We start from the raw sequence: 19448 nt of genomic DNA on the forward strand, positions 1-19448 counted from the left end.
TCAGGAAAAGTCGGGCTCCGAAATCCGTGCCCGCTTGACCTCCGAAACGTGCTCGAACCCCGCCAGCGTCGCCAGCGCGTCGAACAGCCGCCCGGCGTCCTCACCCCGCGCGATCTTCGAGACCACCGGGCCGAAGAACGCCGCTCCGTCGATGCGGATGATCGGGGTGCCGATCTCGATGCCCACCGCGTCCATCGCCTCGCGGGTGCTCGCGCGGACCTGGTCGTCGGCCGCGTCCGTCGTGGCGATCTCGTTCAGCTCGGCGGGCAGGCCCAGCTCGTCCAGTGCCGCCGAGATGACCGCCGGGAAGTCCTTGTTGCCCTCTTCGTGGATGCGCTTGCCCAGCGCGGTGTACAGGTCGCGCAGCACCTTCGGGCCGAGCTGCTCGGCGGCCGCCGTCGCCACGCGGACCGGGCCCCAGGCCGCCTGCATCCGCTTCAGGTAGGCCTCCGGGTCGTCGAGGTACTGCTCGGGGATCTCGCGGTCGGCGTTGACCACCGAAACGCTCATCACCCGGAACCGCAGGTCGATCTCCCGGACCTGCTCGACCTCCAGCAGCCACCGCGACACGACCCAGGACCACGGGTCCATCGGGTCGAACCACTGTTCCACGGTGTTCATCCTTACCCCTTCCGCACTTCGATGCCGGCGAACAGGTCGTCCTCCGGCCCAGAGCCGCCCACCCGGGAACGGGCGAGCTCGAAATCTTCGGTCGGCCACAGCTCCCGCTGGAGTTCGAGCGGGACGGCGAACCAGTGGCTGTCCGGGTCGATCTGGGTGGCGTGGGCGAGCAGCGCCGCGTCGCGCCGCGGGAAGTGGTCCGCGCACGGCACCCGGGTCGTGATCCGGGCGTAGACGTCCGGCTTGGTGTCCCACTCCTTCAGCCACTCGTGGTACGGCGAATCCAGGCCCGCCTCGAGCAGCGCTTCGTGGAAGATCGCCATCTTCTTGCCGCACCACTCGTGCACGTAGTACAGCTTCAGCGGCTGCCAGTCCGGGTCGTCGCCGGCCGCCTCGAACGCCGCGGCCGCGACCTCGTGCGCCCGGATGTGGTCCGGGTGCGGGTAGCCGCCGTTCTCGTCGTAGGTGATGACCACGTGCGGCCGGAACTCGCGCATCTCCACGAGCAGCCGTTCGGTGCACGTCGCGAGCGGCAGGCTCGCGAACCGGCCCGGTGGCACCGGGGTGCCGTCCGGCCAGCCGGAGTCGGCGAACCCGAGCCACCGCTGCTCGACGCCGAGGACCTCGATGGCGCGGGCGATCTCGCCCCGGCGGACCGCGGTGAGGTCGGCGCGCACCTCCGGGGTGTCCATGGCCGGGTTGAGGATGCTGCCCTCTTCGCCGCCCGTGCACGTGACGACCAGGACCTCGTGGCCCTCGTCGACGTACCGCGCGAGCGTCGCCGCGGCCTTGCTCGACTCGTCGTCCGGGTGCGCGTGCACCGCCATCAGCCTCATCGTGCCCTCCGCACCAGGGTCGCGCCGCCGTCGACGTCCAGGCCCTGCCCGGTGATGTGCGCCGCGGCCGGCGAGCAGAGGAACGCCACGACGTCGGCGACGTCCTCCGCGGTCTGTTCCCGGCCGAGCGGGACGCGGTCGGCGACGACCTCGTCGAACTCGGCGCGGCTGACGTCCTGCCACTGCCGGCTCCAGACGAACCCGGGCCGGACGGTGTTCACCCGCACCCCGGCCGGCGCCAGCGCGACGGCGAGCGAGGTGCTCCAGTGTTCGAGCGCGGCTTTCGCGGCGCCGTACGCGGGGGAGACGACCCACGGCATGTTCGCCGCGATCGAGCTGACGTTGCAGATCGCCGAACCGCGGCCGAAGCGCTCGCGCAGGGCCTTCGTCACGCGGTAGGCCGTGGTGAGGTTGAGCGCGAAGATGTCGTCGAACACCGCTTCCGGCGGCCAGGTCGCGTCCTCGACGGGTTCGAGGTGCGGCCGCCGTTCGCCGCCCAGCACGTTGACGAGCACGGTGAGCTCGCCGGGCAGCGCGGCCGCCAGCTTGTCCACTTCGGACGCTTCGCGGAGGTCGCAGACGAAACCCTTGGCACCGGCGGGAACCACCGGCTCGACGACGTCGACCGCCACGACCTCGTCGACGACGCCGGCCGCGAGCAGCCGCTCCGCCACCGCCGAGCCGATCCGCCCGCCCGCCGCGGTGACCACTCCGGTCCTCATCGTGCCGCCCCTTCCGGAAGCCGTGCCGCCACCGCGCGGTAGTCCGCGACCAGGCGGTCCATCAGGTAGGTGGCCGCCGCCGCGGCCGCGGCGGCCGCGCCCATGCGCTCGCGGTCCCGCAGGCACGAGAGCAGCCCGTTCACGGCGTCGACGACGGCCGCGGTGTCCGCCGGGTCGACCAGCAGCCCGGTCCGGCCGTGCTCGATCTGCGCGCACAGCCCGCCGACGCGCCCCGCGACCACCGGCCGCCCCTTCGCCATCGCCTCGGTGACGGTGAGCCCGAACCCTTCGGCGAGGCTCTTCTGCACGACGACGTCCGCCCGCCGCTGCAACGCGTTGATCAGCAGCGCGGCCCGTTCGGGGTTCCGCTGCGAGGTGCGCAGCAGGTGCACCCGGCGCCGCACCGAGGCGGGCAGCCCGGCCCGCAGCCGTCGCACTTCGGCGAGCACGGCGAGGCCTTCGGGGTCGTCGGGGATCTCTTCGGGGTCGTTGCCCGCCAGCACGAGGTGGACGTCGCCGGGCAGGCCGGGCAGCAGCCGCAACACGCCGGGCATGTCCTTGAGCGGGTCCCACCGCGAGACCTGCAGCACCATCCGCGCCCCGGCGGGCATCGGCGCGTCCTGCTCGACAGCGGCGAGTTCGCTCGCGGTTTCCGCGGTCAGCCCGGCTTCGGCCAGCAGCTCGTTCGTCTCCACCGCGTCCATCGGCCGGTTCTTCGCCGCCTTCGGGTCGAAAGCCGGCGCGCACACCGCGACCGGCCGTCCCGGCGGGGCGTACTCCGCCAGCGCCGTCACGACGACGTCCACTGTGGACAGTTCCGGCTCGAACGCCCGCCACACCGCTTCGGGCCCGGCACCCGGAGCGTCGGTGCCGATGTGGCAGTGCCACACCACCCGCGCGCCGGCGGCCGCCAAAGCCGGGGCCAGGCCGAGCACCTGCGGGTCGTGCAGCACCACGGTGTCACCGGGGCCCACCCGCGCGGCCAGCCACTCCGCCTGCGGGGCCAGCACCTCGCGGTAGTGGTCCAGGTCGGCGGCGGAAATCCGAGGCGTGCCCTGGTCGTGCAGCAGGTGGTGCAGGGACTTGGTGAACGCGAAGAACCCGTCGTCCCCGGCGATCACCGCCCACCCCGCGTCGACGCCGGCCGCGAGCTGCGCCGGCACCAGCCCGTGCAGCAGCTCGGCGACACCGCCGCCGGTCGCGGTCGCGTTGACGTGCACCAGCCGCGGGCCCGGGCCCGGCTCGCGCACCCACGCGGGCCTCACCACGTCCGCCCTTCGGCCACCGCGTCCGGCACCATCGACCGCAGGACGCCGAGGCCGCGCTCGATGCTGCGTTCGCGGGGGAGCAGCGTGTCTTCGTGCTCGAGGTAGAGCACGCCGTCGAAGCCTTCGTCCTGCAGCGTCGCCACGATCTCCGCCCACGGCAGCTCGCCGAGGCCGAGCGCGCGGAAGCGGATCGGCGGCTGCGGGCCGTAGCGGCCCCAGCCGGCGCCGGAGGGCAGGCCGCGCCCGGTCCAGCGCTGCAGGTCCTTCGCGTGCACCGCGCCCATGCGCGTTTCCCAGCCGCGCACGGCGTCCACCGGGTCGTGGCCGGTCGCGGCGAGGTTCGCCGGGTCGACGCACAGCCCGAGCACGTCCGCCCAGTCCTCGGTCGCGGCGAACAGCAGGTCCGCGCTCGCCCGGTCGTAGACGACCTGCTTCGGGTGCGGCTCCACCAGCAGCCGGACGCCGGCCTCGCGCGCGGCCCGCACCAGCGGCTCGGCGGCGGTGCGGAACTCGGCGATGTTGTCCGCCCAGCTCACGTCGCTGTGCCACCACGACAGCCAGCGCCCGAAGTCGGGACAGCCGGGCAGCAGCCGGACGTCCGGCGCGCCGAGCCGCTCGGCCAGCCGGATCGCGCCGAGCGCGCAGGTGAGCGCGTGGGCGCGCTTGGCGGCCGCGTCGCCGCGGTGCACCGGGTCGGTGTGCCGGTCGTGCGGTCCGAGCAGCAGCTGCGCGTCGCGGCTGTTGCTGACGCAGCCGATCTGCTGCCCGCGCAGCACATCCGCCACTTCGTCGCGGTAGGTCGCGTCGTCGGCGCACCGCACGGCGTCGATCAGCCCGAACGTCGTGTCCGTCGGGACGTCCAGCCACAGCGGGCCGAACTTCTCCGCGTGCCGCAGCGCGGTGGCCAGGTCGAGGTCACCGAACGCCGCCAAGCACAGTCCCAGCTTCATGTCGCCTCCTCGGGGGCAGCGCCGCGGCGTAGGCGTCGAGCCCGCCGGGCAGCGCGGGTTCGCCGGAGCCGGCGAACCGGTCGAGCGCGGTCAGGACGACCGAGGCCGTGTCGGTCACGAGGTCGGCGCTGCCGGCGCCGACCGGCCCGGTCAGGTGGTGGGCGAACTGCTCGTACAGCTCGGGGCAGCCGGTGAACACGCCACCCGCCGCGGCGACGGCGAACCCGTCCGGCAGGCCGAGCGCGTCGCGGACCGCGTACACGCCTTCCGCCAGATCGCCGACGGCCTGGTCGACCACGCCGAGCGCGACCTCGTCGCCGGCCAGCCAGGTCGCGCAGACCACCGGCGCGAGCGCGGCCAGGCCCTGCTTGGGGAACGGCTGCGCGGCCAGCCGGCGCGCGAGGCCGGCGACGGTCGTTCCCGCGTATTCGCTCAGCGCGTCGACGAGCGCGGTCTCGGGGCCGCGGCCGTCGGTGGCCCGGACGGCCGCCCGCAGCCCGCGCAGGCCGATGTCGACGGCGCCGCCCTCGTCGCTGCCGAGGTACTCGCAGCCGCCCGCGTTGGCCACGCGCTTCCCGTCGGTGCCGAAGAACCCGGAGCCGGTGCCGCACACGGCGACCACGCCGACGCCGGACAGCGCCGGGACGCCCCACAGCAGCGGCAGCACGTCGTTGGAGACGACCAGCCCGGCGTCCAGGCCTGCGGCGTCGGCGGCGGCCCGGGCCCGCTCGAGCTCCGGGCCGATCCCACCGGGCCCGGCCGCGGCGCTGGCCAGCCAGCCGACCGAGGGCCCGGACCCGAGCACGGCGCCGATCTCGGCGAACGCCTCCCGCAGGGTGCGGCCGGCCTCGTCGCCGGTCGCGTGCGGGTTGATCGACGGGAATTCGAACGTCCGCCGCGGGCCGCCGTCCCCGGGCACCACCAGAACCCGGGTGCGGCTGCCGCCGGCGTCGATCGCGAACCGGCCGACCATCAGACCGCGACCACGGGGCCGGTCCGCAGCATCCGCCGCAGCCCGTCCTCCGGCGTCATCGGCGTCCAGCCGGCCAGCCCGGGCAGGTGCCCGAAGTCGTCGCAGGCCAGCGAGGAGTGCCGGGGGCGCGAGGCCCACAGGGTGTCGCGGCGCAGGACCGGCCGCACCAGCGCGGGGTCGGTGCCGGTGAGCCGGTAGGCCACCGTCGCGAAGTCGTACCGGCTCAGTTCGGCCGGCCCGGCCAGGTGGGCGATGCCGGTCGGCAGCTCCGGCACGCGGCACAGCGCGGCCAGCACTTCCGAGACGTCGTCGATGTGCACCGGCGTGAACGACTGGTCGGTCGGCGCCTCCAGCTCCTCGCCGCCGGCGGCCGCCTGCAGGCAGCGCTGGCCGTAGGTGGCGCGGTGCGCCGGGCCGGTCCAGCCGTAGACGAGGCTGACGCGCAGCGCGAGGTTCGGGCCGGTCAGCAGCTCCTGCTCCGCCAGCGCCTTGACCCGCCCGTAGACGTTGTGCGGGCTGATCGGGTCCGCGGGGCGGTGGCCGCCGCGCGAACCGTCGAAGACGTTGTCGGTGGAGACCAGCACGGTCGGCACCCCGGAGCCGGCGAGCAGCTTGGCCACGCCGTGGTGGACCGCCTCCGCCCGCTGCTCGTTCGCTTCGATCCACGTGACGTCGCTGGGCCCGTGGGTCAGGATGACCCGCGCGGGGCGCAGGGTGTCGACGTGGCTGCGCAGGCGTTCGCGGCCCGCCGGGTCGTCGAGGTCCACGGACAGGTGCCCGGCGTGGGGAAGTGGCGTGGTCGACACGGTCGCCACGTCGTGGCCGTCGGCGCGCAGCCGGTCGGCCACCGAAGCGCCGATCAGCCCGCGGCCGACGACCAGCACGGTCTGGTCAGACATGGGTTTCGCTCCTCCTCGTCAGCGCGATCGAGCCGGTGCCGACGGTGGCCGCCACCGCGGCCAGGTCCGGCACCAGGATGTCCACATCGGACGGATCACCGAGCAAGGGCCCGTCGATGCCGATGACCCGGCAGCCGGCGGCCCGGGCGGCGAGCACGCCGGGCCGGGCGTCCTCGACGACGACGCACGACTCCGGCGCGAAGCCGAGCCGGGCGGCCGCGGCGAGGTAGCCGTCGGGCGCGGGCTTGCCACGCGGGACCTCGCCCGCGGCGATCAGGACGGCCGGGACCGGCAGCAGCACGCTGGTCAGCCGCGCGGTCGCGAGCGGCCGCGTCCCCGACGTCACCACGGCGTGCCGCGTCGGCGGCAGTGCGGCGAGGATCTCCGCCGCACCCGGGCACGCCACGAGTTCGCTGGTGTCCGCCGCCTGGAGCAGTTCCAGCGCGGCGGCCTCGGCGGCGGCGTCGAGGTGCGGCGCCACCGCCGCGATCGTCTCGGCCGACGGGCGTCCGTGGCAGGCGGCGACCACGGCGTCCGCGTCGAGCCCGTGGTCCACCGCCCAGGCGCGCCACGACCGTTCCACGGTGCTGCCGGACTCCACGAGCACCCCGTCGAGGTCGAACAGCACCGCCGCGCACGACAGCGCATCGGCCGGGGTGCTCATGCCGCCCTCACGCCCTCGCCGCTTTCGGCCAGCGCGGCGGCCCGGGTCGCGGCCATCGCCATGGCGACCTCGTCGTCGGTGACGTCGTCGGCGATCACCGTGCAGCCGTACTCGACGGGCAGCACGAACCGGATCTTCGAGTCGCGGATCTTCCGGATCTGGCCGAGCGCCGCGGTGACGGCACCCGGTTGCACCGACCGCGGGAGGTCCAAAGTGGACGTCGGCAGCCCGCAGCGGTTCAGCAGGCCGACCAGCCGCGAGCGGTCCTCCTCGGCGAGCATCCCGCGCCGCACCGCGATTTCGGCGGCGATCGTCATGCCGTAGGCGACGGCCTCGCCGTGCAGCACCGGGCCGTAGCCGGTCACCGTCTCCACCGCGTGGCCGACGGTGTGGCCGAAGTTCAGCGGCCGCCGCAGGTCCACTTCGTACGGGTCCAGCTGGATCAGCTCGGACTTCACGACGCTCGCCGCGCGCACGATCTGCTCCAGCGCGGGCAGGTCGCGGTTCAGCGCCAGATCGGCGTTCTCCTCGATGAGGTCGAACAGCGGGGGCGAGCCGATCACGCCTTTCTTGATGGCCTCCGCCAGCCCGGCCGCGATCTGCCTGCGGTCCAGAGTGGACAGATAAGCCACGTTCGAGACGACCGCCTTCGGCTGGTAGAACGCGCCGATGAGGTTCTTCGCGCTCGGGTGGTCGACGGCGACCTTGCCGCCGAGCGCCGCGTCGACCTGGCCCAGCAGCGTGGTGGGGACGTTGATGTAGGGCACGCCGCGCATGTAGGCGCTGGCGACCCAGCCGATGGTGTCGATGACCACGCCGCCGCCGACCGACAGGATGATGTCGCGGCGGGCGATGGACGTGCCGGCCAGCCAGTCGAGCATGCGGACCGCGGTGTCGATCGACTTGTTGGCTTCCCCGGGCGGGAAGGACGTCATGGCGACGTCGATCCCGTGTGCCCGCAACGAGTTCGCCAGCCGCTCGGCGTGCAGCGCGGAGACCGTGTCGTCGGTGACGAGCGCGACCCGGCGCCCGTCGATCTGCTTGAGGAGGAACTTTTCGGCGCAGGGTTCGGCCTTGCAGACGAAGACCGAGTAGATGTCGTCTCGGCTGGCGGAGGCGGTGAACGGCTCGGTATCGTCCGCGGCGGGAATCGGTACCAGATGCGGACAACGCACGTGCTCGAGCATGGTTTGACTCCCCTTGAAGTCCTTCGTTCGCGCAACCGCACCTTGCGGACCCGCTCGGTGTCCAAATCGTGGAACACCGTGCTCCGGCTGGTACTTTTGTAGTCACCCGGGATCGGGTTGCGGGCACCGCGGGCTGCGCCGTCGCTCATCGAACTCTCGCACCGGTCCTTGTCGTGCTCATCTCCGAGCGTGCCGCCTCGCTTAGTGCCCCCGCCTCGCCGGGATAGGCTTTTTCCCATGGAGCTGAGGATCTTCACCGAACCGCAGGAAGGGGCCGGCCACGGCGATTTGCTGCGCGTGGCCCGGCACGCCGAAGCGACCGGGTTCCCCGCGTTCTTCCGGTCCGACCACTACATGCGCACCGGAACCGCGGCCGCGCACCCCGGCCCGTCCGACGCGTGGGTCACGCTCGGCGCGCTGGCACGGGAAACCAGCAGCATCCGGCTCGGCGTGCTGCTGAGCCCGGTGACGTTCCGGTACCCGGGCGCGCTGGCCGTCACCATCGCGCAGGTGGACGAGATGTCCGGTGGCCGTGTGGAATTCGGCATCGGCTCGGGCTGGTTCGAGGGGGAGCACCACGCGATCGGCGCGCCGTTCCCGACCAAGGGCGAGCGCGTGGACCGGCTGGGGGAGCAGCTGGAGATCCTCACCGGGCTGTGGGGCACCCCGGTCGGCGACACGTATTCCTTCGAGGGCAAGCACTACCGGATCGTCGACTCGCCGGCGTTGCCGAAGCCGGTGCAGGGCCCGCACCCGCCGATCATCATGGGCGGCAAGGGCCCGAAGCGCCTGCCGCGCCTGGTTGCCCGCTACGCCAACGAGTTCAACAACTCGCTGTGGGACGAGGAGAACACGGCGGCGCAGTTCGACCGCGTCCGCGCGGCCTGCGCCGAGATCGGCCGCGACCCCGCGGAGATCACGTTCTCGGTGGCCCAGACCATCTGCGTCGGCGCCGACGAGGCCGCGGTGGCCGCTCGCGCGGAGAAGATCGGCCGCACGGTCGAAGACCTGCGCGAGAAGGCGCTGACCGGTTCACCCGCCGAAGTCGTCGACAAGATCGGCCGGTGGCGCGAGCGCACCGGGATCTCCCGGGTCTACCTCCAGGTGCTCGACCTGGCCGACCTGGACCACCTGGACCTGATCGCGGCGGAGGTCGTCCCGCAGGTCTAGTGGTGCGCCGCAGTGCGGAAAGGGGGCTTCCTCGGCCGGGGGAAGTCCCCTTCTTTCGTGCGGTCACGAAGAGTGCCGAAGCGAATCTTTTTCGCTAAGCGCACGACGCAAGATGCTCGTCAATCACCTGATCGGTTAATTTTCTCCTCTCAATTCTTGATTCGGCACTCAGTCGCGATCGCAGAGGAACGGCAGAAATGCTCAATGAGCGGCAGGTCACTGGTCGGAGAAAATTCCTCACTGGCGCAGTTCTCGGAGTGGGCGGGACGGCGCTCCTCGACAACGGTCTCCTCACCGGGGTGGCGGGAGCCGCCGAATCGACCGCGGCGGGTTCGGGTTACCCCGCCTCGGTCATCAGCCCCGCGGACCAGCAGTACCCGGACCTGGTGCGCGCGCTCAACGCCCGGTTCGTGGCGCACCCCGAGCGGGTCGCCGTCATCGACGCGCCGTCGCAGATCGCGCCGCTGGTGAACGCCGCCGTGAGCGCGGGCAAGCGGATCACCGTCCGCGGTGGCGGCCACTGCTACGAGGACTTCGTCTACAGCGACGACACCCAGGTCATCCTCGACCTGAGCAGCATGAACCGCGTCTGCTACGACTCGCAGCTCAACGCGATCGCGATCGAATCCGGCGCGACGCTGCTGGACGTCTACGAGAAGCTGTACAAGACCTGGGGCGTCGTCATCCCCGGCGGGGTCTGCTACTCCGTCGGCGTCGGCGGGCACGTCGCCGGCGGCGGCTGGGGCTGGCTGGTGCGCCGCAACGGCCTGGTCGTGGACCACCTGTACGCCGTCGAGGTCGTCACGGTGAACGCCGCGGGGCGGGCCCAGACGGTCGTCGCCACCCGCGAGCCCGGCGACCCGAACCGCGAGCTCTGGTGGGCGCACACCGGCGGCGGTGGCGGCAACTTCGGCATCGTGACGCGGTACTTCTTCCGCTCGCCGGGCGCGACCGGCACCGACCCGCGCAAGCTGCTGCCCAAGCCGCCCGCGCGGACGAACTTCACCGTGGCCGGCTGGAACCTGAACAACCTGTCGGAGCAGCAGTTCTCGCGCCTGGTGCGGAACTACGGGCAGTGGCACATCGACAACAAGTCCCCGAACAGCCCGGCCCGCGACCTGACCGGCGCCCTGTCGGTGAACCACAAGTCGAGCGGCTCGGTGACCGCGCTGGCGCAGCTCGACGTGTCGGTGCCGAACGCGCAGGCGATCATGGACAGCTTCATCGCCTACCTGGCCGACGGCGTGGCGCCGCCCGACTTCGTCGCCCCGCAGACGCTGCCGTGGCTGCAGTTCGTCGAGCTGACCGGGACCACCAACTCGGTCGCGAACGACCCGACGTCGCGCGCCAAGTACAAGGCGGCGTTCATGAAGGGCCTGTTCACCCCGGAGCAGACCGCGGCGATGTACAAGCACCTCACCCGTTCCGACATCAGCAACCCCAACATCAACATCATCTTCCAGCCCTACGGCGGCCAGGTTTCCGCGGTGCCCCAGGCGAACACGGCCATCCAGCACCGCGACGCCGCCTACCAGGTCCAGTGGTCCTCGGTGTGGAACGGCGCCGCCGGCGACGCCGCCAACATCGCGTGGGCGCGCGAGGTCTACGCCGAGGTCTACGCGGCCACTGGTGGCGTCCCCGTGCCCAACGACGTCTCCGACGGCTCGTACGTCAACCACTGCGACGCCGACCTGAGCGACCCGGCGTTCAACAAATCGGCCTCGGCCTGGTACGACCTGTACTACAAGGGTGCCTACCCGCGCCTGCAGGCCGTGAAGAAGAAGTACGACCCCCGCAACGTGTTCCGCCACCGCCAGTCGGTCGAGCTCCCGTCCTGACGGCTCCACGACGAAAGGCCCCGGACCACGCGGTCCGGGGCCTTTCGTCGTGCGTGGTCAGCTCGCGATGTCGATGGGCCGTTCTTCGCCCGGCTCGATGGTCCGGATGATGCGCGCCGGCGCGCCCGCGGCGACGACGTTCGCCGGGATGTCCTTCATCACCACGGAATTCGCGCCGATGACGGCGTTCTCGCCGATGGTGACGCCCGGGCCGACGATGCTGCCCGCCCCGAGCCAGACGTTGTCCCCGATGGTGATGGGCTTGCCGTAGCCCCACTTCGCGCGGCGCGACTCGGGCTCGATCGTGTGCCCGGCGGCCAGCAGTTGCGAGTACGACCCGAGCAGGACGTCCTCGCCGATGGTGATCTGCCCGACGTCGAGGAAGATGACGCCGAAGTTGGCGAAGCTGCGGGCCCCGATCTTGGTCTGGTAGCCGTAGTTGCAGTAGAACGGCGGGCGCAGGTAGGCGCCTTCGCCGAACTCGCCGAACAGCTCTTCGCAGATCTGTCGGCGCTTTTCGCCTTCCAGCACGGAACTGCGGTTGTACTCCTCCAGCAGCACCTGCGCGCGCCGGACCTCCTCGCTCAGGAGTTCCCCGTTGGCGAGGTGGTACTCGCCGGCCAGCATCAATTCCTTCATCGCGTGGTCATCAAGCTGCATGGCGACGCTCCTCGGAGTTCCGGTTCACCGTTCCACGGTGCCCGTGCGGCCGTGATCAGGACATCTCCCAGCGTGCCGATTCCCTTTCGTTCCGGCCGGAAATGCGGTGAGGTAGGGCAGGATGACTGTCGGAAAAGACGAGCGCGATCATCGTCGGCAAAGCGCGAAAGGATGACAATGATACTCGTTACCGGCGGCCTGGGTTCCATCGGGTCGCACACCGCACGGGCGCTGCTCGACCTGGGCGAATCGGTCGTGCTCACGTCGCACCGGTCCACCGAGCTGCCGGAGTACCTGGCGAACGAGGCCGAAGGCCGCGTCGTGGTCGAGCCGCTGGACACGACCGACGAGCAGGCCTTCCTCGACATCGGCAAGCGCCACGAGATCACCGGCATCGTGCACCTCGCGGCGAGCTACTTCGCCACCCCGGACCCGGTCGAGTACCTCCGGGTCGAGAGCCTCGGCCTCCTGAACGCCCTCAAGGCGGCGTCGGTCTGGGGCGTGCGCCGGTTCTCCGTCGCCAGCTCGATCGGCGTGTACGTCGGCGTGGACGACTCGGCCCCGTGGCGCGAGGACGCGGCCCTCCCGGTGCTGCCGCTGCCCCAGATCCTCCAGTTCAAGAAGACGGCGGAGCTGTTCTCGATCGCGGCCGCGGCCGCCGGCGGCTTCGAGGTCGTCAACCTGCGGATCGGCACGATCTGGGGGCCGCTGAGCCTGCCGGACTCGCCGTTCTTCGCCTTGCCCCGCCTGCTCAGCTCGGCCGTGCTGGGCGAGGACGCGGACCTGACCCCGCCCCGCCCGGACGCCTACGCCGAGGACGCCACGGACCTCTGCTACGTCAAGGACTGCGGCCGCGCGATCGCCCTGCTCATGACGGCGAAGCACCTGAACCACACCACCTACAACGTTTCGAGCGGCCGCCTGGTGCCGTACGCCGAGGTCGTCGACGAGATCAACAAGGCCGTCCCGGGCGCGAACATCACGCTCCCGCCGGGCCGCAGCCCGGAGCGCCCGTCGCCCAACTACCTCGACATCACCCGCCTGCGCGAGGACACCGGCTTCGAGCCGGAGTACGACTCCGCGCGCACGGTGCAGGACTACGTCGCTTGGCTGAAGACGCACGAACGCTGAGCCGGTCGATCTGAAAGAGCCCCGGGGTGGTGTGCCACCCCGGGGCTCTTTCGCTGCGGTTCGTCAGCCTTGTGCGGCCCGGTAGATCCCGTAGCCGTAGCCCGCGACGTGCAGACCGGCGGCGTCATAGCTCGTGCCCTGACCGAGAACCAGCTCACCGGGCGCGGCGACGTCCACGGTCGCCGACCGCAGCGCCGGGTTGACCACCACGGTGAATTCACCGCGGCGGTAGACGAACGGGTACCCGGCCCGCACGATCGAGACGTCCCCGCGGGCGCCCAGCGCCGGGTTGGCCTTGCGCAGCGCGATCAGCTCGCGGACGAGGTTCAGGTTCGACTCCGGGTCGGTGCGCTGGGAAGCGACGTCCGGCCGGGTCGGCGACGGGTTCGCGGGCAGGTAGGTGACGTCCGGATCGGCCGCGTCCCACTGCATCGGCGTGCGCGAGCCCGCCCGGTTGAAGCCGTCTTCGAAGACCTGCAGCAGGCTGCCCTCGTGGTCGGGCAGGCCGGGCTGGTACTGCGTGCCGATCTCGTCGCCGTAGTAGATCGCCGGCAGCGTCGGCCAGGTCAGCAGGAACACCAGTGCGCTGCGCGCGTGCTTGGCCGTGCGCGAGCCCGCCACCAGCCGCGGCCAGTCGTGGTTCGCGGTGGGCAGGATGACGTGCCCGCGGTCGCCGATCGACGCCACCGTCGTCGCCCATTCGGCGAGGAACACGTCGATCGAGCCCTGGCCCGCCGCGTCGAAGTAGGCCGGCCGCGGGTCTTCCCACGTCATGTCGTGGACGGCGCGGTTGTGGAACAGCGAACGGAAAGCGCGGCTTTCGCCGTAGTGCATGAAGAAATCCGCGTCGAACCCGGCCGGCACGGCCAGTTTCGGGTCGTTCCACTCCGACAGCAGCACGGTGCCGGGGTGCGCGCGGTCGATCCACGCGCGCACGTCACGCCACAGCTTCGACGTCTCCACCAGGCCAGGGTCGTCCTTGATCAGGAACGGCGCCATATCGACCCGGAACCCCGAGATGCCGTAGCCCAGCCAGAAGTCCATGATGTCCCGCAGCGCCTGGCGGTTCGCCCGCGGCCCCTCGGCGTCCACCGGCTGGCGCCACGGCTCGGCCTCGTTCGGCCGCCCGTACCCGAAGTTCAGCGCGGGCTGCACGGGGAAGTAGTTCGGCAGGTAGAAACCCTCCCGGCTGCCCGGCGACGGCTGGAAGTTCGGCCCCTGCTCGGTGGCCCAGATGTACCGGTGGTCGTCCGGGTCGTTCGCCGACCGCACGAACCACGGGTGCTCGTTGGAAGTGTGCCCGGGCACGAAGTCCAGCAGCACCCGGATCCCGTGCCTGCCCGCCGAGTCGACCAGCTTGAGCAGGTCGTCGTTGCTGCCGTACCGCGGGTCGACGCGGAAGTAGTCCGCGATGTCGTACCCCGCGTCGAACATGGGGGAGGCGAAGCACGGGTTCAGCCAGACCGTGTTGACACCCAGCCACGCCAGGTAGTCCAATTTGGACTCGACGCCGCCGAGATCGCCGATCCCATCCCCGTTCGAGTCCGCGAAGCTCTGCGGATAGATCTGGTATAGGACCGCATCCGCCAACCAGTCAGCCATGCTTGCCAAGTTACAAGGAACGCCGGCCGGCCCGCGTATCCGAACGTGCGGGAACGCGCCCGCGCGCGACGCGCACGAGGCACGCAGATCGCCGAGAGCTGTCGTGCTCCCGGCGACCTGGTAAACGTTTTCCGCGGCGCGGGTCAGCGCTTCACGTTGTAGTGCAGGTGCAGCACGCGGTCGCCCTGGATGACGACGTCCGGGTCTTCCAGCAGCACGGTCCCGGAATGGCTGCCGAAGTACCGCTTGCCTTCCCCGAAGACGACCGGCGCGACGTCCAGCGCGACCTCGTCCACGAGCCCGGCCGAGAACGCCTGCCCGGCCACGTCCCCCGCGGCCACGCAGACCAGCCCGTCACCGGCCAGCTTCTTGGCCAGGTTGATGCCGTTCTCGATCGAGTCGGCCGTGTGGAACGGCGCGTCGGGGAACCGGGCCAGCCACTCGTCCGGCAGCGGCCGGTGGGTGACGACGACTAGTTCGTCGGCGGAGGCCGGCTTGCCACCCCAGCCGTCAAAGGTGTCGAACAGGTGCCGGCCGATCACCGTGACCTTGATGGCGTCCCAGAAAGGCTGCACGTAGTCCGCGGACGCCTTGCTCACGTTGAACGACCACTCGTCGTTGGCGCGGATCGTGGTGTCGCCGTTCCCGTACCAGTCGAACAGCGGCCCGACGGAGTCATCGGGGTAGGCGATGTAGCCGTCCAGCGAAACCACTGCGTGTACGACAACTCGGGCCATTGCATCCGCTCCTTGACTTCATCGGCGGCGCAGGACATTCCTGCGCCCGTTGGCGATGCTATCGACCGGGTCGCGTCCCGCATCTTCCTAATTGCTCTCCTCGGCGAGTTCGACGATGAGACCTTCGGGCCCGCGGACGTAGCACATCCGGAAGATGTTTCCGTAGTTGACGATTTCGCCGACGGTGTCCAGGCCTTTCGCCCGGATTCCCTCGATCGTGCGGTCGAGGTCCTCGACGATGTAGGCGATGTGCCGGAACCCCAACCGGTTCACCGCCGGCGCCGGTGCGGCCGCCGGGCCGGCCGGGTGGTGGAACTTGGTCAGCTCGAGCTTCCCGCTGCCGTCCGGCGCGCTCACCATCACCATTTCCATGCGCACGCCTTCGAGCCCGAGGATCCGGTCGACCCACTCCTCTTCGATCCGCATCGGCGGGGCGACTTCGAAGCCGAGGCCGGCGAAGAAAGCCGTCACCGCTTCGAGGTCGTCGACGACCACGCCGACGTGCTCGAATCGCCGCACCCCACCTCCGGCGGCACCGCCCACCATGATTCTCCTCGGTTTTCTCCGATTTTCCCGGCTGGACGCTAGGCCGCCGCCCGAATTCCCGGCCACGGCGACCGGCGGCCGACGTGACCCAGGTGCGCGGTCAGCACGTCGGCGTCCGCCCCGACTTCCACCGGCGGCCCGAACATCCCGAGCGCCCGCGCTTCGGGCCCCACGAGCGCGGCGGCGAACTCCCGCGCCGCGGCGACGACCTCGGCGTCGGGAGCGTAGGCGACCCCGCCGCCGCTCGCCAGGTCCCAGCCGTGGGTGAGCACCTCGTTGAGGCACATCAACGCGTGCACCGAACCGGGGGTGTCCGCGCCGCCCTTGCCCGGGGTGAGCCGGTCGAGGGTTCCGGGCTCGGAAAAGGCGGCGACGCTCCGCTCCCCGAGCGCGCGGACAGCGCCCGCGGGGTCAGCACCGAGTCGTTCCGTGTACGCCAGCTGCGCCAGCCGCTCCGGCTCCGTTTCGGCGGGGTCCAGCGGCTGCCCGCTCGCGACGTGCGTCGTCAAGCCGACCATGCCGATCATGTGGTTGCCGACCTGGCGCACCGACCACCGCCGGCACGGGCTCGGCCCGTCCCAGGCCGCCGGTTCGATGGCGGCCACGACGCCCACCGTCGTCCGGAAAGCGCGCTCGAGCAGCGTCGGCAGATCCATGTCCGTCCTCTCGTCGGTGGCTTTCCTCCAATCTGGGACAAGATCACGTTGACGATCATCTTGTTGCGTGCGAAATTCCTGTTTGCGGTGGTCAGCGGCCTGGCGTGAAGTACTTGGGGTACCGGGGAACGGTGCAGTGTCGGCAAGTGACGGTCAAGCGGCTTCCGATGCTGGCTGCGTGCCCGCCGGCCCCGGATCCGAACTGGACAGTGCGGCCGGTGGTGGTCCGGTGCCGGAAGGCTCCGCGGCCGTGCGGAAGGCCAACTGGTGCAGCTTCCTCAGGTGCCGCTGCACCAGCCCGGCCCGGCGCGCGTCGGCGAACAAGGTGCGCGCGGCGCTGTTCTCGCGTCGGCGGCGGTGTCGCGGGGTGGATAAGTGGTCCGCCACGATGGTGTCCTCCACAGGGTGCGCCGGATCGGGTCGGCGTGTCGGGTTGACGGGTTTCATCGCTGGGTGTGACCGCGCGATCGCGCGCAAGCACGACAGCCGGTTCGCCGCCCGGGTAACAAGGTTGTCTCGACTGGAACTCGGCCGGGCGCCGTTGGGCCACCTGGCCGCTCGCACGGTGCGTCGTCTGGACCTTCGCGCGCTGCGGGGAAATGCGGGCCGCCACCGTCCACTGTGGGAGTACCCGGGGTACGGAAAGGTGCCCGGGTGTGGGGCCGATCACGTGGCCAGGGCACGTCGTGCGCAGCCGCGCACGACGTCTTCCCTGGTGGCGCCCCCGGCAGGACTCGAACCTGCGACCTAGAGATTAGAAGGCTCTTGCTCTATCCAGCTGAGCTACGAGGGCCCGCGCCGACGGCTGCTGCCGATCGTGCCGGTCGCCCGGCACCGGCAGCTTAGTCGTCGCCATCCTCTCGATCGTTCGACACCGGCGAATCGTTTCAGGTCTCGTTCGACGTAATTCCGGAGTTCGGTGGCGACACCGTCACCGCCCGCGATCCGACCCGTTCGGGGGACATGTGGCGGACCTCCCGGCGCCGGGAGGTCCCGTGGGCGCGCCGTGCCGCGGAGGCGCGCCCACGGGGTGGGGCCGCTGTCGGGGGAGCGGCCCCGGTCGGGCCCGGCCGCCGCCGCGAGCCGGCTCCCCCTTGGAGCGGGCGGCGAGCTCGGACCCGGGTCGGGGATCACTCCCAGATCTGGACCGCGCGGACGAGGAAGGGCGCGTTCGGGACGTACGTGCCGCCACCCGGGTAGGTGATGAAATCGCCTTCGGTCGAGCATTCCTCGTCCTGGTACACCGTGACGTCACGGCTCATGAGATTCGCGAACGACGAACCCGCGAATCCTTCGGGCAGCGGAATGCATTCCCCGGGATTCGCGGTGCGCAGGTCGAGCCGTTCGGATTCGCCGCCGTAGGCGTCGGCCGACCACAGGCAGAATTCGCCCTTCTGGCAGGCCGGATCCGGCGGCGCCGAAGCGGCCTGCGCCGCTCCGGCACTGGTCAGCAGCCCGAGCACGGCCAGGACCAGCAACTGCGGCAGCCGGGAACGGAGACGGCTCGAAGACATGGTGGATTCCCCTCTGGAGTCGCGGCCCGGAAGGCCGCGGTGAATGTGTGATTCCAGATTGACCGGCCGGGGAACGGTTGTCAGCCCGTGATTTCGATTCTGTGGACAACTCGGGGAAGCGGGATCGGTTGTCCACAGGGCCGCCGCCGGGGCTTGCGAGCGGGGCGTTCCGGTGTTACGCGCGCCGTGTCAAGCTGAGGGGCGCGGAAGGGGGAACCATGCGGGACCGGATCGCGGTGTTCACCGTGTTCGCCCTCAACGGCCTCGCGATCGGCTCGTGGGCGACGCGAACGCCCGCGCTGGCCGCCCAGGTGCACGCCTCACCCGGCGTTTTCGGGCTCGCGCTGCTCGGCGCCAGCGTCGGCCTGCTCGCGGCCGCCGCGGCGGCCGGGCGGGTCGTCGAACGCTTCGGGGCCAGGGCGGTTGTGGCGGGGAGCACCGGCCTGGCCGCCGTCGCGCTGGCGCTGATCGGGTTCGCGCCGGGCGTCCCGCTCCTGGCCGGGGCGCTGTTCGTGGTCGGCGCGAGCGTCGGGATGCTCGACGTCGCGATGAACGTCGCCGCGGTGGCCGTCGAACGCCGCACGCGGCGGCCGCTCATGCCGGTCTTCCACGCGGGGTTCAGCGTGGGCGCGCTCGCCGGTTCGCTCGCCGCCGGGCTCGCCGCGGGCCACGGCTGGTCGCCCGCACGCCACCTGACCACGGCGGCCGTCGTCGCGGTCGTGGTGCTGCTGCTCGTGGTCCGCGCGGTCCCGGGCAGCCGCCCCGAGCGCACCGCCACGGCGGTGCCGGCCGCCGGCCGCCGGGCCCCGATCCGCCGTCCGGCGCTGTGGCTGCTCGCGGCGGTCGCGCTGTGCTCGGCCGTCGCCGAGGGCGCGGCGGCGGACTGGTCCGCGCTGCTGATGACCGCCGAACGCGGCGTGGGCCAGGGGGCGGCGGCACTGGCGTTCGCCGGGTTCCAGCTGGTCATGGCGCTGGCGCGGCTGGCGGGCCCCTGGGTGCAACGGTGGTTGGGGCCGACCCGCTGCCTGCTCGCGGGCGCGGCGCTGGCCACGGCCGGCTTCCTCGCGACGGCCACGATCCCGGCCGCGGCGGTCGCCTACGTCGGGTTCGCGCTGGCCGGAGCGGGTCTCGCGGCGTCGTTCCCGCTCGCGTTGAGCCTCGCGGGCGACGCGGGGAAGCGCGGCGACGGCACCGGCGGGGAGCGGGAGATCGGGTTCGTGTCGGCCCTCGCGTACACCGGGTTCCTCGCCGGGCCGCCGATCATCGGGGGCATCGCGCAGGCGGTCGGGTACGGGGCGGCGTTCGTGTTCGTTTCGCTGGTCGCGGCGCTGATCCTGCCCGCGGCGGTCGCCTCCCGGCGGTCGCGGCGCCGGGAGGAGGCGGGGCGGGCCGCGGTGGGGTGAGTTTCGGCAGGAAGCCAGTGCCGCGGCAAAGGTGCGTTGGTGCGGTCCGCAGCGTTCCGCCAACGTCTTGA

19 protein-coding genes and 1 tRNA gene are annotated in these 19448 nt (G+C 71.7%); 4 read left to right on the plus strand and 16 right to left on the minus strand.

Translation table 11 applies throughout. The features are described from left to right. The 9 genes from H4696_RS46125 to aroB are packed head-to-tail and all read right to left on the minus strand — an operon-like array spanning position 1 to position 8120. Positions 1 to 621 carry a mycothiol-dependent nitroreductase Rv2466c family protein gene (locus tag H4696_RS46125; RefSeq protein ID WP_086863034.1) on the minus strand — a complete coding sequence of 207 codons (621 nt, stop codon included), beginning with the start codon at positions 619 to 621 and terminating at the stop codon, positions 1 to 3. A 2-nt stretch (positions 622 to 623) separates the two neighbouring features. After that, positions 624 to 1448: a mycothiol conjugate amidase Mca gene (gene mca / locus H4696_RS46130; protein WP_211299762.1), complete on the minus strand. Its 825-nt coding sequence runs from the start codon at positions 1446 to 1448 to the stop codon at positions 624 to 626. 5 nt (positions 1449 to 1453) lie between these two features. Further along, positions 1454 to 2179 carry an SDR family NAD(P)-dependent oxidoreductase gene (locus H4696_RS46135; protein ID WP_086863036.1) on the minus strand — a complete coding sequence of 242 codons (726 nt, stop codon included), beginning with the start codon at positions 2177 to 2179 and terminating at the stop codon, positions 1454 to 1456. Further along, positions 2176 to 3444: a glycosyltransferase gene (locus H4696_RS51405; protein ID WP_143265261.1), complete on the minus strand. Its 1269-nt coding sequence runs from the start codon at positions 3442 to 3444 to the stop codon at positions 2176 to 2178. The genes H4696_RS46135 and H4696_RS51405 overlap by 4 nt, the downstream gene beginning before the upstream one ends. Next, a complete protein-coding gene (locus tag H4696_RS46145) occupies positions 3441 to 4397 on the minus strand; it encodes a sugar phosphate isomerase/epimerase family protein (protein ID WP_086863038.1) in 957 nt (318 codons plus the stop codon). The genes H4696_RS51405 and H4696_RS46145 overlap by 4 nt, the downstream gene beginning before the upstream one ends. Beyond that, the gene (locus tag H4696_RS46150) at positions 4363 to 5370 is read right to left on the minus strand and encodes a BadF/BadG/BcrA/BcrD ATPase family protein (protein WP_086863039.1); all 1008 of its coding nucleotides are present in this window, start codon (positions 5368 to 5370) and stop codon (positions 4363 to 4365) included. Before H4696_RS46150 ends, H4696_RS46145 begins: the two co-directional genes overlap by 35 nt. Then, positions 5370 to 6269, minus strand: a complete 900-nt coding sequence (locus tag H4696_RS46155) for an SDR family oxidoreductase (RefSeq protein ID WP_086863040.1) — start codon at positions 6267 to 6269, stop codon at positions 5370 to 5372. Before H4696_RS46155 ends, H4696_RS46150 begins: the two co-directional genes overlap by 1 nt. Next, a complete protein-coding gene (locus tag H4696_RS46160) occupies positions 6262 to 6933 on the minus strand; it encodes an HAD-IA family hydrolase (RefSeq protein ID WP_086863041.1) in 672 nt (223 codons plus the stop codon). The genes H4696_RS46155 and H4696_RS46160 overlap by 8 nt, the downstream gene beginning before the upstream one ends. Then, positions 6930 to 8120 carry a 3-dehydroquinate synthase gene (gene aroB, locus H4696_RS46165; protein WP_086863042.1) on the minus strand — a complete coding sequence of 397 codons (1191 nt, stop codon included), beginning with the start codon at positions 8118 to 8120 and terminating at the stop codon, positions 6930 to 6932. The genes H4696_RS46160 and aroB overlap by 4 nt, the downstream gene beginning before the upstream one ends. Before the next feature lie 237 nt (positions 8121 to 8357). On the opposite strand from aroB, the gene H4696_RS46170 reads away from it, so the two are divergent. Then, complete coding sequence (locus H4696_RS46170) at positions 8358 to 9290, plus strand: LLM class F420-dependent oxidoreductase (RefSeq protein ID WP_086863043.1); 933 nt, start codon at positions 8358 to 8360, stop codon at positions 9288 to 9290. Between the two features lie 257 nt (positions 9291 to 9547). Next, positions 9548 to 11128: an FAD-binding oxidoreductase gene (locus H4696_RS46175; RefSeq protein WP_249027129.1), complete on the plus strand. Its 1581-nt coding sequence runs from the start codon at positions 9548 to 9550 to the stop codon at positions 11126 to 11128. Positions 11129 to 11185: 57 nt separating this feature from the next. Here H4696_RS46175 and H4696_RS46180 read toward each other — a convergent pair whose 3' ends face one another. Next, entirely contained in the window at positions 11186 to 11788 is a 603-nt protein-coding gene (locus tag H4696_RS46180; protein ID WP_192782908.1) for a sugar O-acetyltransferase, read from the minus strand. Positions 11789 to 11965: 177 nt separating this feature from the next. Between H4696_RS46180 and H4696_RS46185 the strand changes: the two genes are divergently transcribed. Continuing rightward, positions 11966 to 12919 carry an NAD-dependent epimerase/dehydratase family protein gene (locus H4696_RS46185; RefSeq protein WP_086863750.1) on the plus strand — a complete coding sequence of 318 codons (954 nt, stop codon included), beginning with the start codon at positions 11966 to 11968 and terminating at the stop codon, positions 12917 to 12919. Positions 12920 to 12982: 63 nt separating this feature from the next. On the opposite strand, the gene H4696_RS46190 is transcribed toward H4696_RS46185, so the two are convergent. The 6 genes from H4696_RS46190 to H4696_RS46215 form a co-directional block, all read right to left on the minus strand. Then, positions 12983 to 14521: an alpha-amylase family glycosyl hydrolase gene (locus H4696_RS46190; protein ID WP_086863751.1), complete on the minus strand. Its 1539-nt coding sequence runs from the start codon at positions 14519 to 14521 to the stop codon at positions 12983 to 12985. A gap of 143 nt (positions 14522 to 14664) precedes the next feature. After that, positions 14665 to 15258, minus strand: coding sequence for a dihydrofolate reductase family protein (locus H4696_RS46195; RefSeq protein WP_086863752.1), 594 nt, complete (start codon positions 15256 to 15258; stop codon positions 14665 to 14667). Between the two features lie 87 nt (positions 15259 to 15345). After that, positions 15346 to 15777 (minus strand): VOC family protein, encoded by a 432-nt coding sequence (locus tag H4696_RS46200; RefSeq protein ID WP_249027171.1) that lies wholly within the window; start codon positions 15775 to 15777, stop codon positions 15346 to 15348. A gap of 65 nt (positions 15778 to 15842) precedes the next feature. Beyond that, positions 15843 to 16460 (minus strand): TIGR03086 family metal-binding protein, encoded by a 618-nt coding sequence (locus H4696_RS46205; RefSeq protein ID WP_086863754.1) that lies wholly within the window; start codon positions 16458 to 16460, stop codon positions 15843 to 15845. Between the two features lie 716 nt (positions 16461 to 17176). Further along, a tRNA-Arg gene (locus tag H4696_RS46210) sits at positions 17177 to 17253 on the minus strand. Between the two features lie 337 nt (positions 17254 to 17590). Continuing rightward, positions 17591 to 17974, minus strand: a complete 384-nt coding sequence (locus H4696_RS46215) for a peptidase inhibitor family I36 protein (protein ID WP_086863755.1) — start codon at positions 17972 to 17974, stop codon at positions 17591 to 17593. Positions 17975 to 18192: 218 nt separating this feature from the next. Here H4696_RS46215 and H4696_RS46220 point away from each other — a divergent pair, with 218 nt between their 5' ends. After that, positions 18193 to 19377, plus strand: a complete 1185-nt coding sequence (locus H4696_RS46220; RefSeq protein WP_086863756.1) for an MFS transporter — start codon at positions 18193 to 18195, stop codon at positions 19375 to 19377. The last annotated feature ends 71 nt before the right edge of the window (positions 19378 to 19448 follow it).

The sequence above is a fragment of the Amycolatopsis lexingtonensis genome, from assembly GCF_014873755.1.
Taxonomy (GTDB): Bacteria; Actinomycetota; Actinomycetes; order Mycobacteriales; family Pseudonocardiaceae; genus Amycolatopsis; species Amycolatopsis lexingtonensis.

Excerpts from the sequence above, each read along its gene's own strand:
- H4696_RS46205 (WP_086863754.1), bottom strand. The coding sequence starts at position 16,460 with ATGGATCTGCCGACGCTGCTCGAGCGCGCTTTCCGGACGACGGTGGGC.
- H4696_RS46145 (WP_086863038.1), bottom strand. The coding sequence starts at position 4,397 with ATGAAGCTGGGACTGTGCTTGGCGGCGTTCGGTGACCTCGACCTGGCC.
- H4696_RS46185 (WP_086863750.1), top strand. The coding sequence starts at position 11,966 with ATGATACTCGTTACCGGCGGCCTGGGTTCCATCGGGTCGCACACCGCA.
- aroB (WP_086863042.1), bottom strand. The coding sequence starts at position 8,120 with ATGCTCGAGCACGTGCGTTGTCCGCATCTGGTACCGATTCCCGCCGCG.
- H4696_RS46150 (WP_086863039.1), bottom strand. The coding sequence starts at position 5,370 with ATGGTCGGCCGGTTCGCGATCGACGCCGGCGGCAGCCGCACCCGGGTT.
- H4696_RS46125 (WP_086863034.1), bottom strand. The coding sequence starts at position 621 with ATGAACACCGTGGAACAGTGGTTCGACCCGATGGACCCGTGGTCCTGG.
- H4696_RS46135 (WP_086863036.1), bottom strand. The coding sequence starts at position 2,179 with ATGAGGACCGGAGTGGTCACCGCGGCGGGCGGGCGGATCGGCTCGGCG.
- H4696_RS46195 (WP_086863752.1), bottom strand. The coding sequence starts at position 15,258 with ATGGCCCGAGTTGTCGTACACGCAGTGGTTTCGCTGGACGGCTACATC.
- H4696_RS46220 (WP_086863756.1), top strand. The coding sequence starts at position 18,193 with ATGCGGGACCGGATCGCGGTGTTCACCGTGTTCGCCCTCAACGGCCTC.
- H4696_RS46180 (WP_192782908.1), bottom strand. The coding sequence starts at position 11,788 with ATGCAGCTTGATGACCACGCGATGAAGGAATTGATGCTGGCCGGCGAG.
- H4696_RS46190 (WP_086863751.1), bottom strand. The coding sequence starts at position 14,521 with ATGGCTGACTGGTTGGCGGATGCGGTCCTATACCAGATCTATCCGCAG.
- H4696_RS46160 (WP_086863041.1), bottom strand. The coding sequence starts at position 6,933 with ATGAGCACCCCGGCCGATGCGCTGTCGTGCGCGGCGGTGCTGTTCGAC.
- H4696_RS46155 (WP_086863040.1), bottom strand. The coding sequence starts at position 6,269 with ATGTCTGACCAGACCGTGCTGGTCGTCGGCCGCGGGCTGATCGGCGCT.
- mca (WP_211299762.1), bottom strand. The coding sequence starts at position 1,448 with ATGGCGGTGCACGCGCACCCGGACGACGAGTCGAGCAAGGCCGCGGCG.
- H4696_RS46215 (WP_086863755.1), bottom strand. The coding sequence starts at position 17,974 with ATGTCTTCGAGCCGTCTCCGTTCCCGGCTGCCGCAGTTGCTGGTCCTG.
- H4696_RS46170 (WP_086863043.1), top strand. The coding sequence starts at position 8,358 with ATGGAGCTGAGGATCTTCACCGAACCGCAGGAAGGGGCCGGCCACGGC.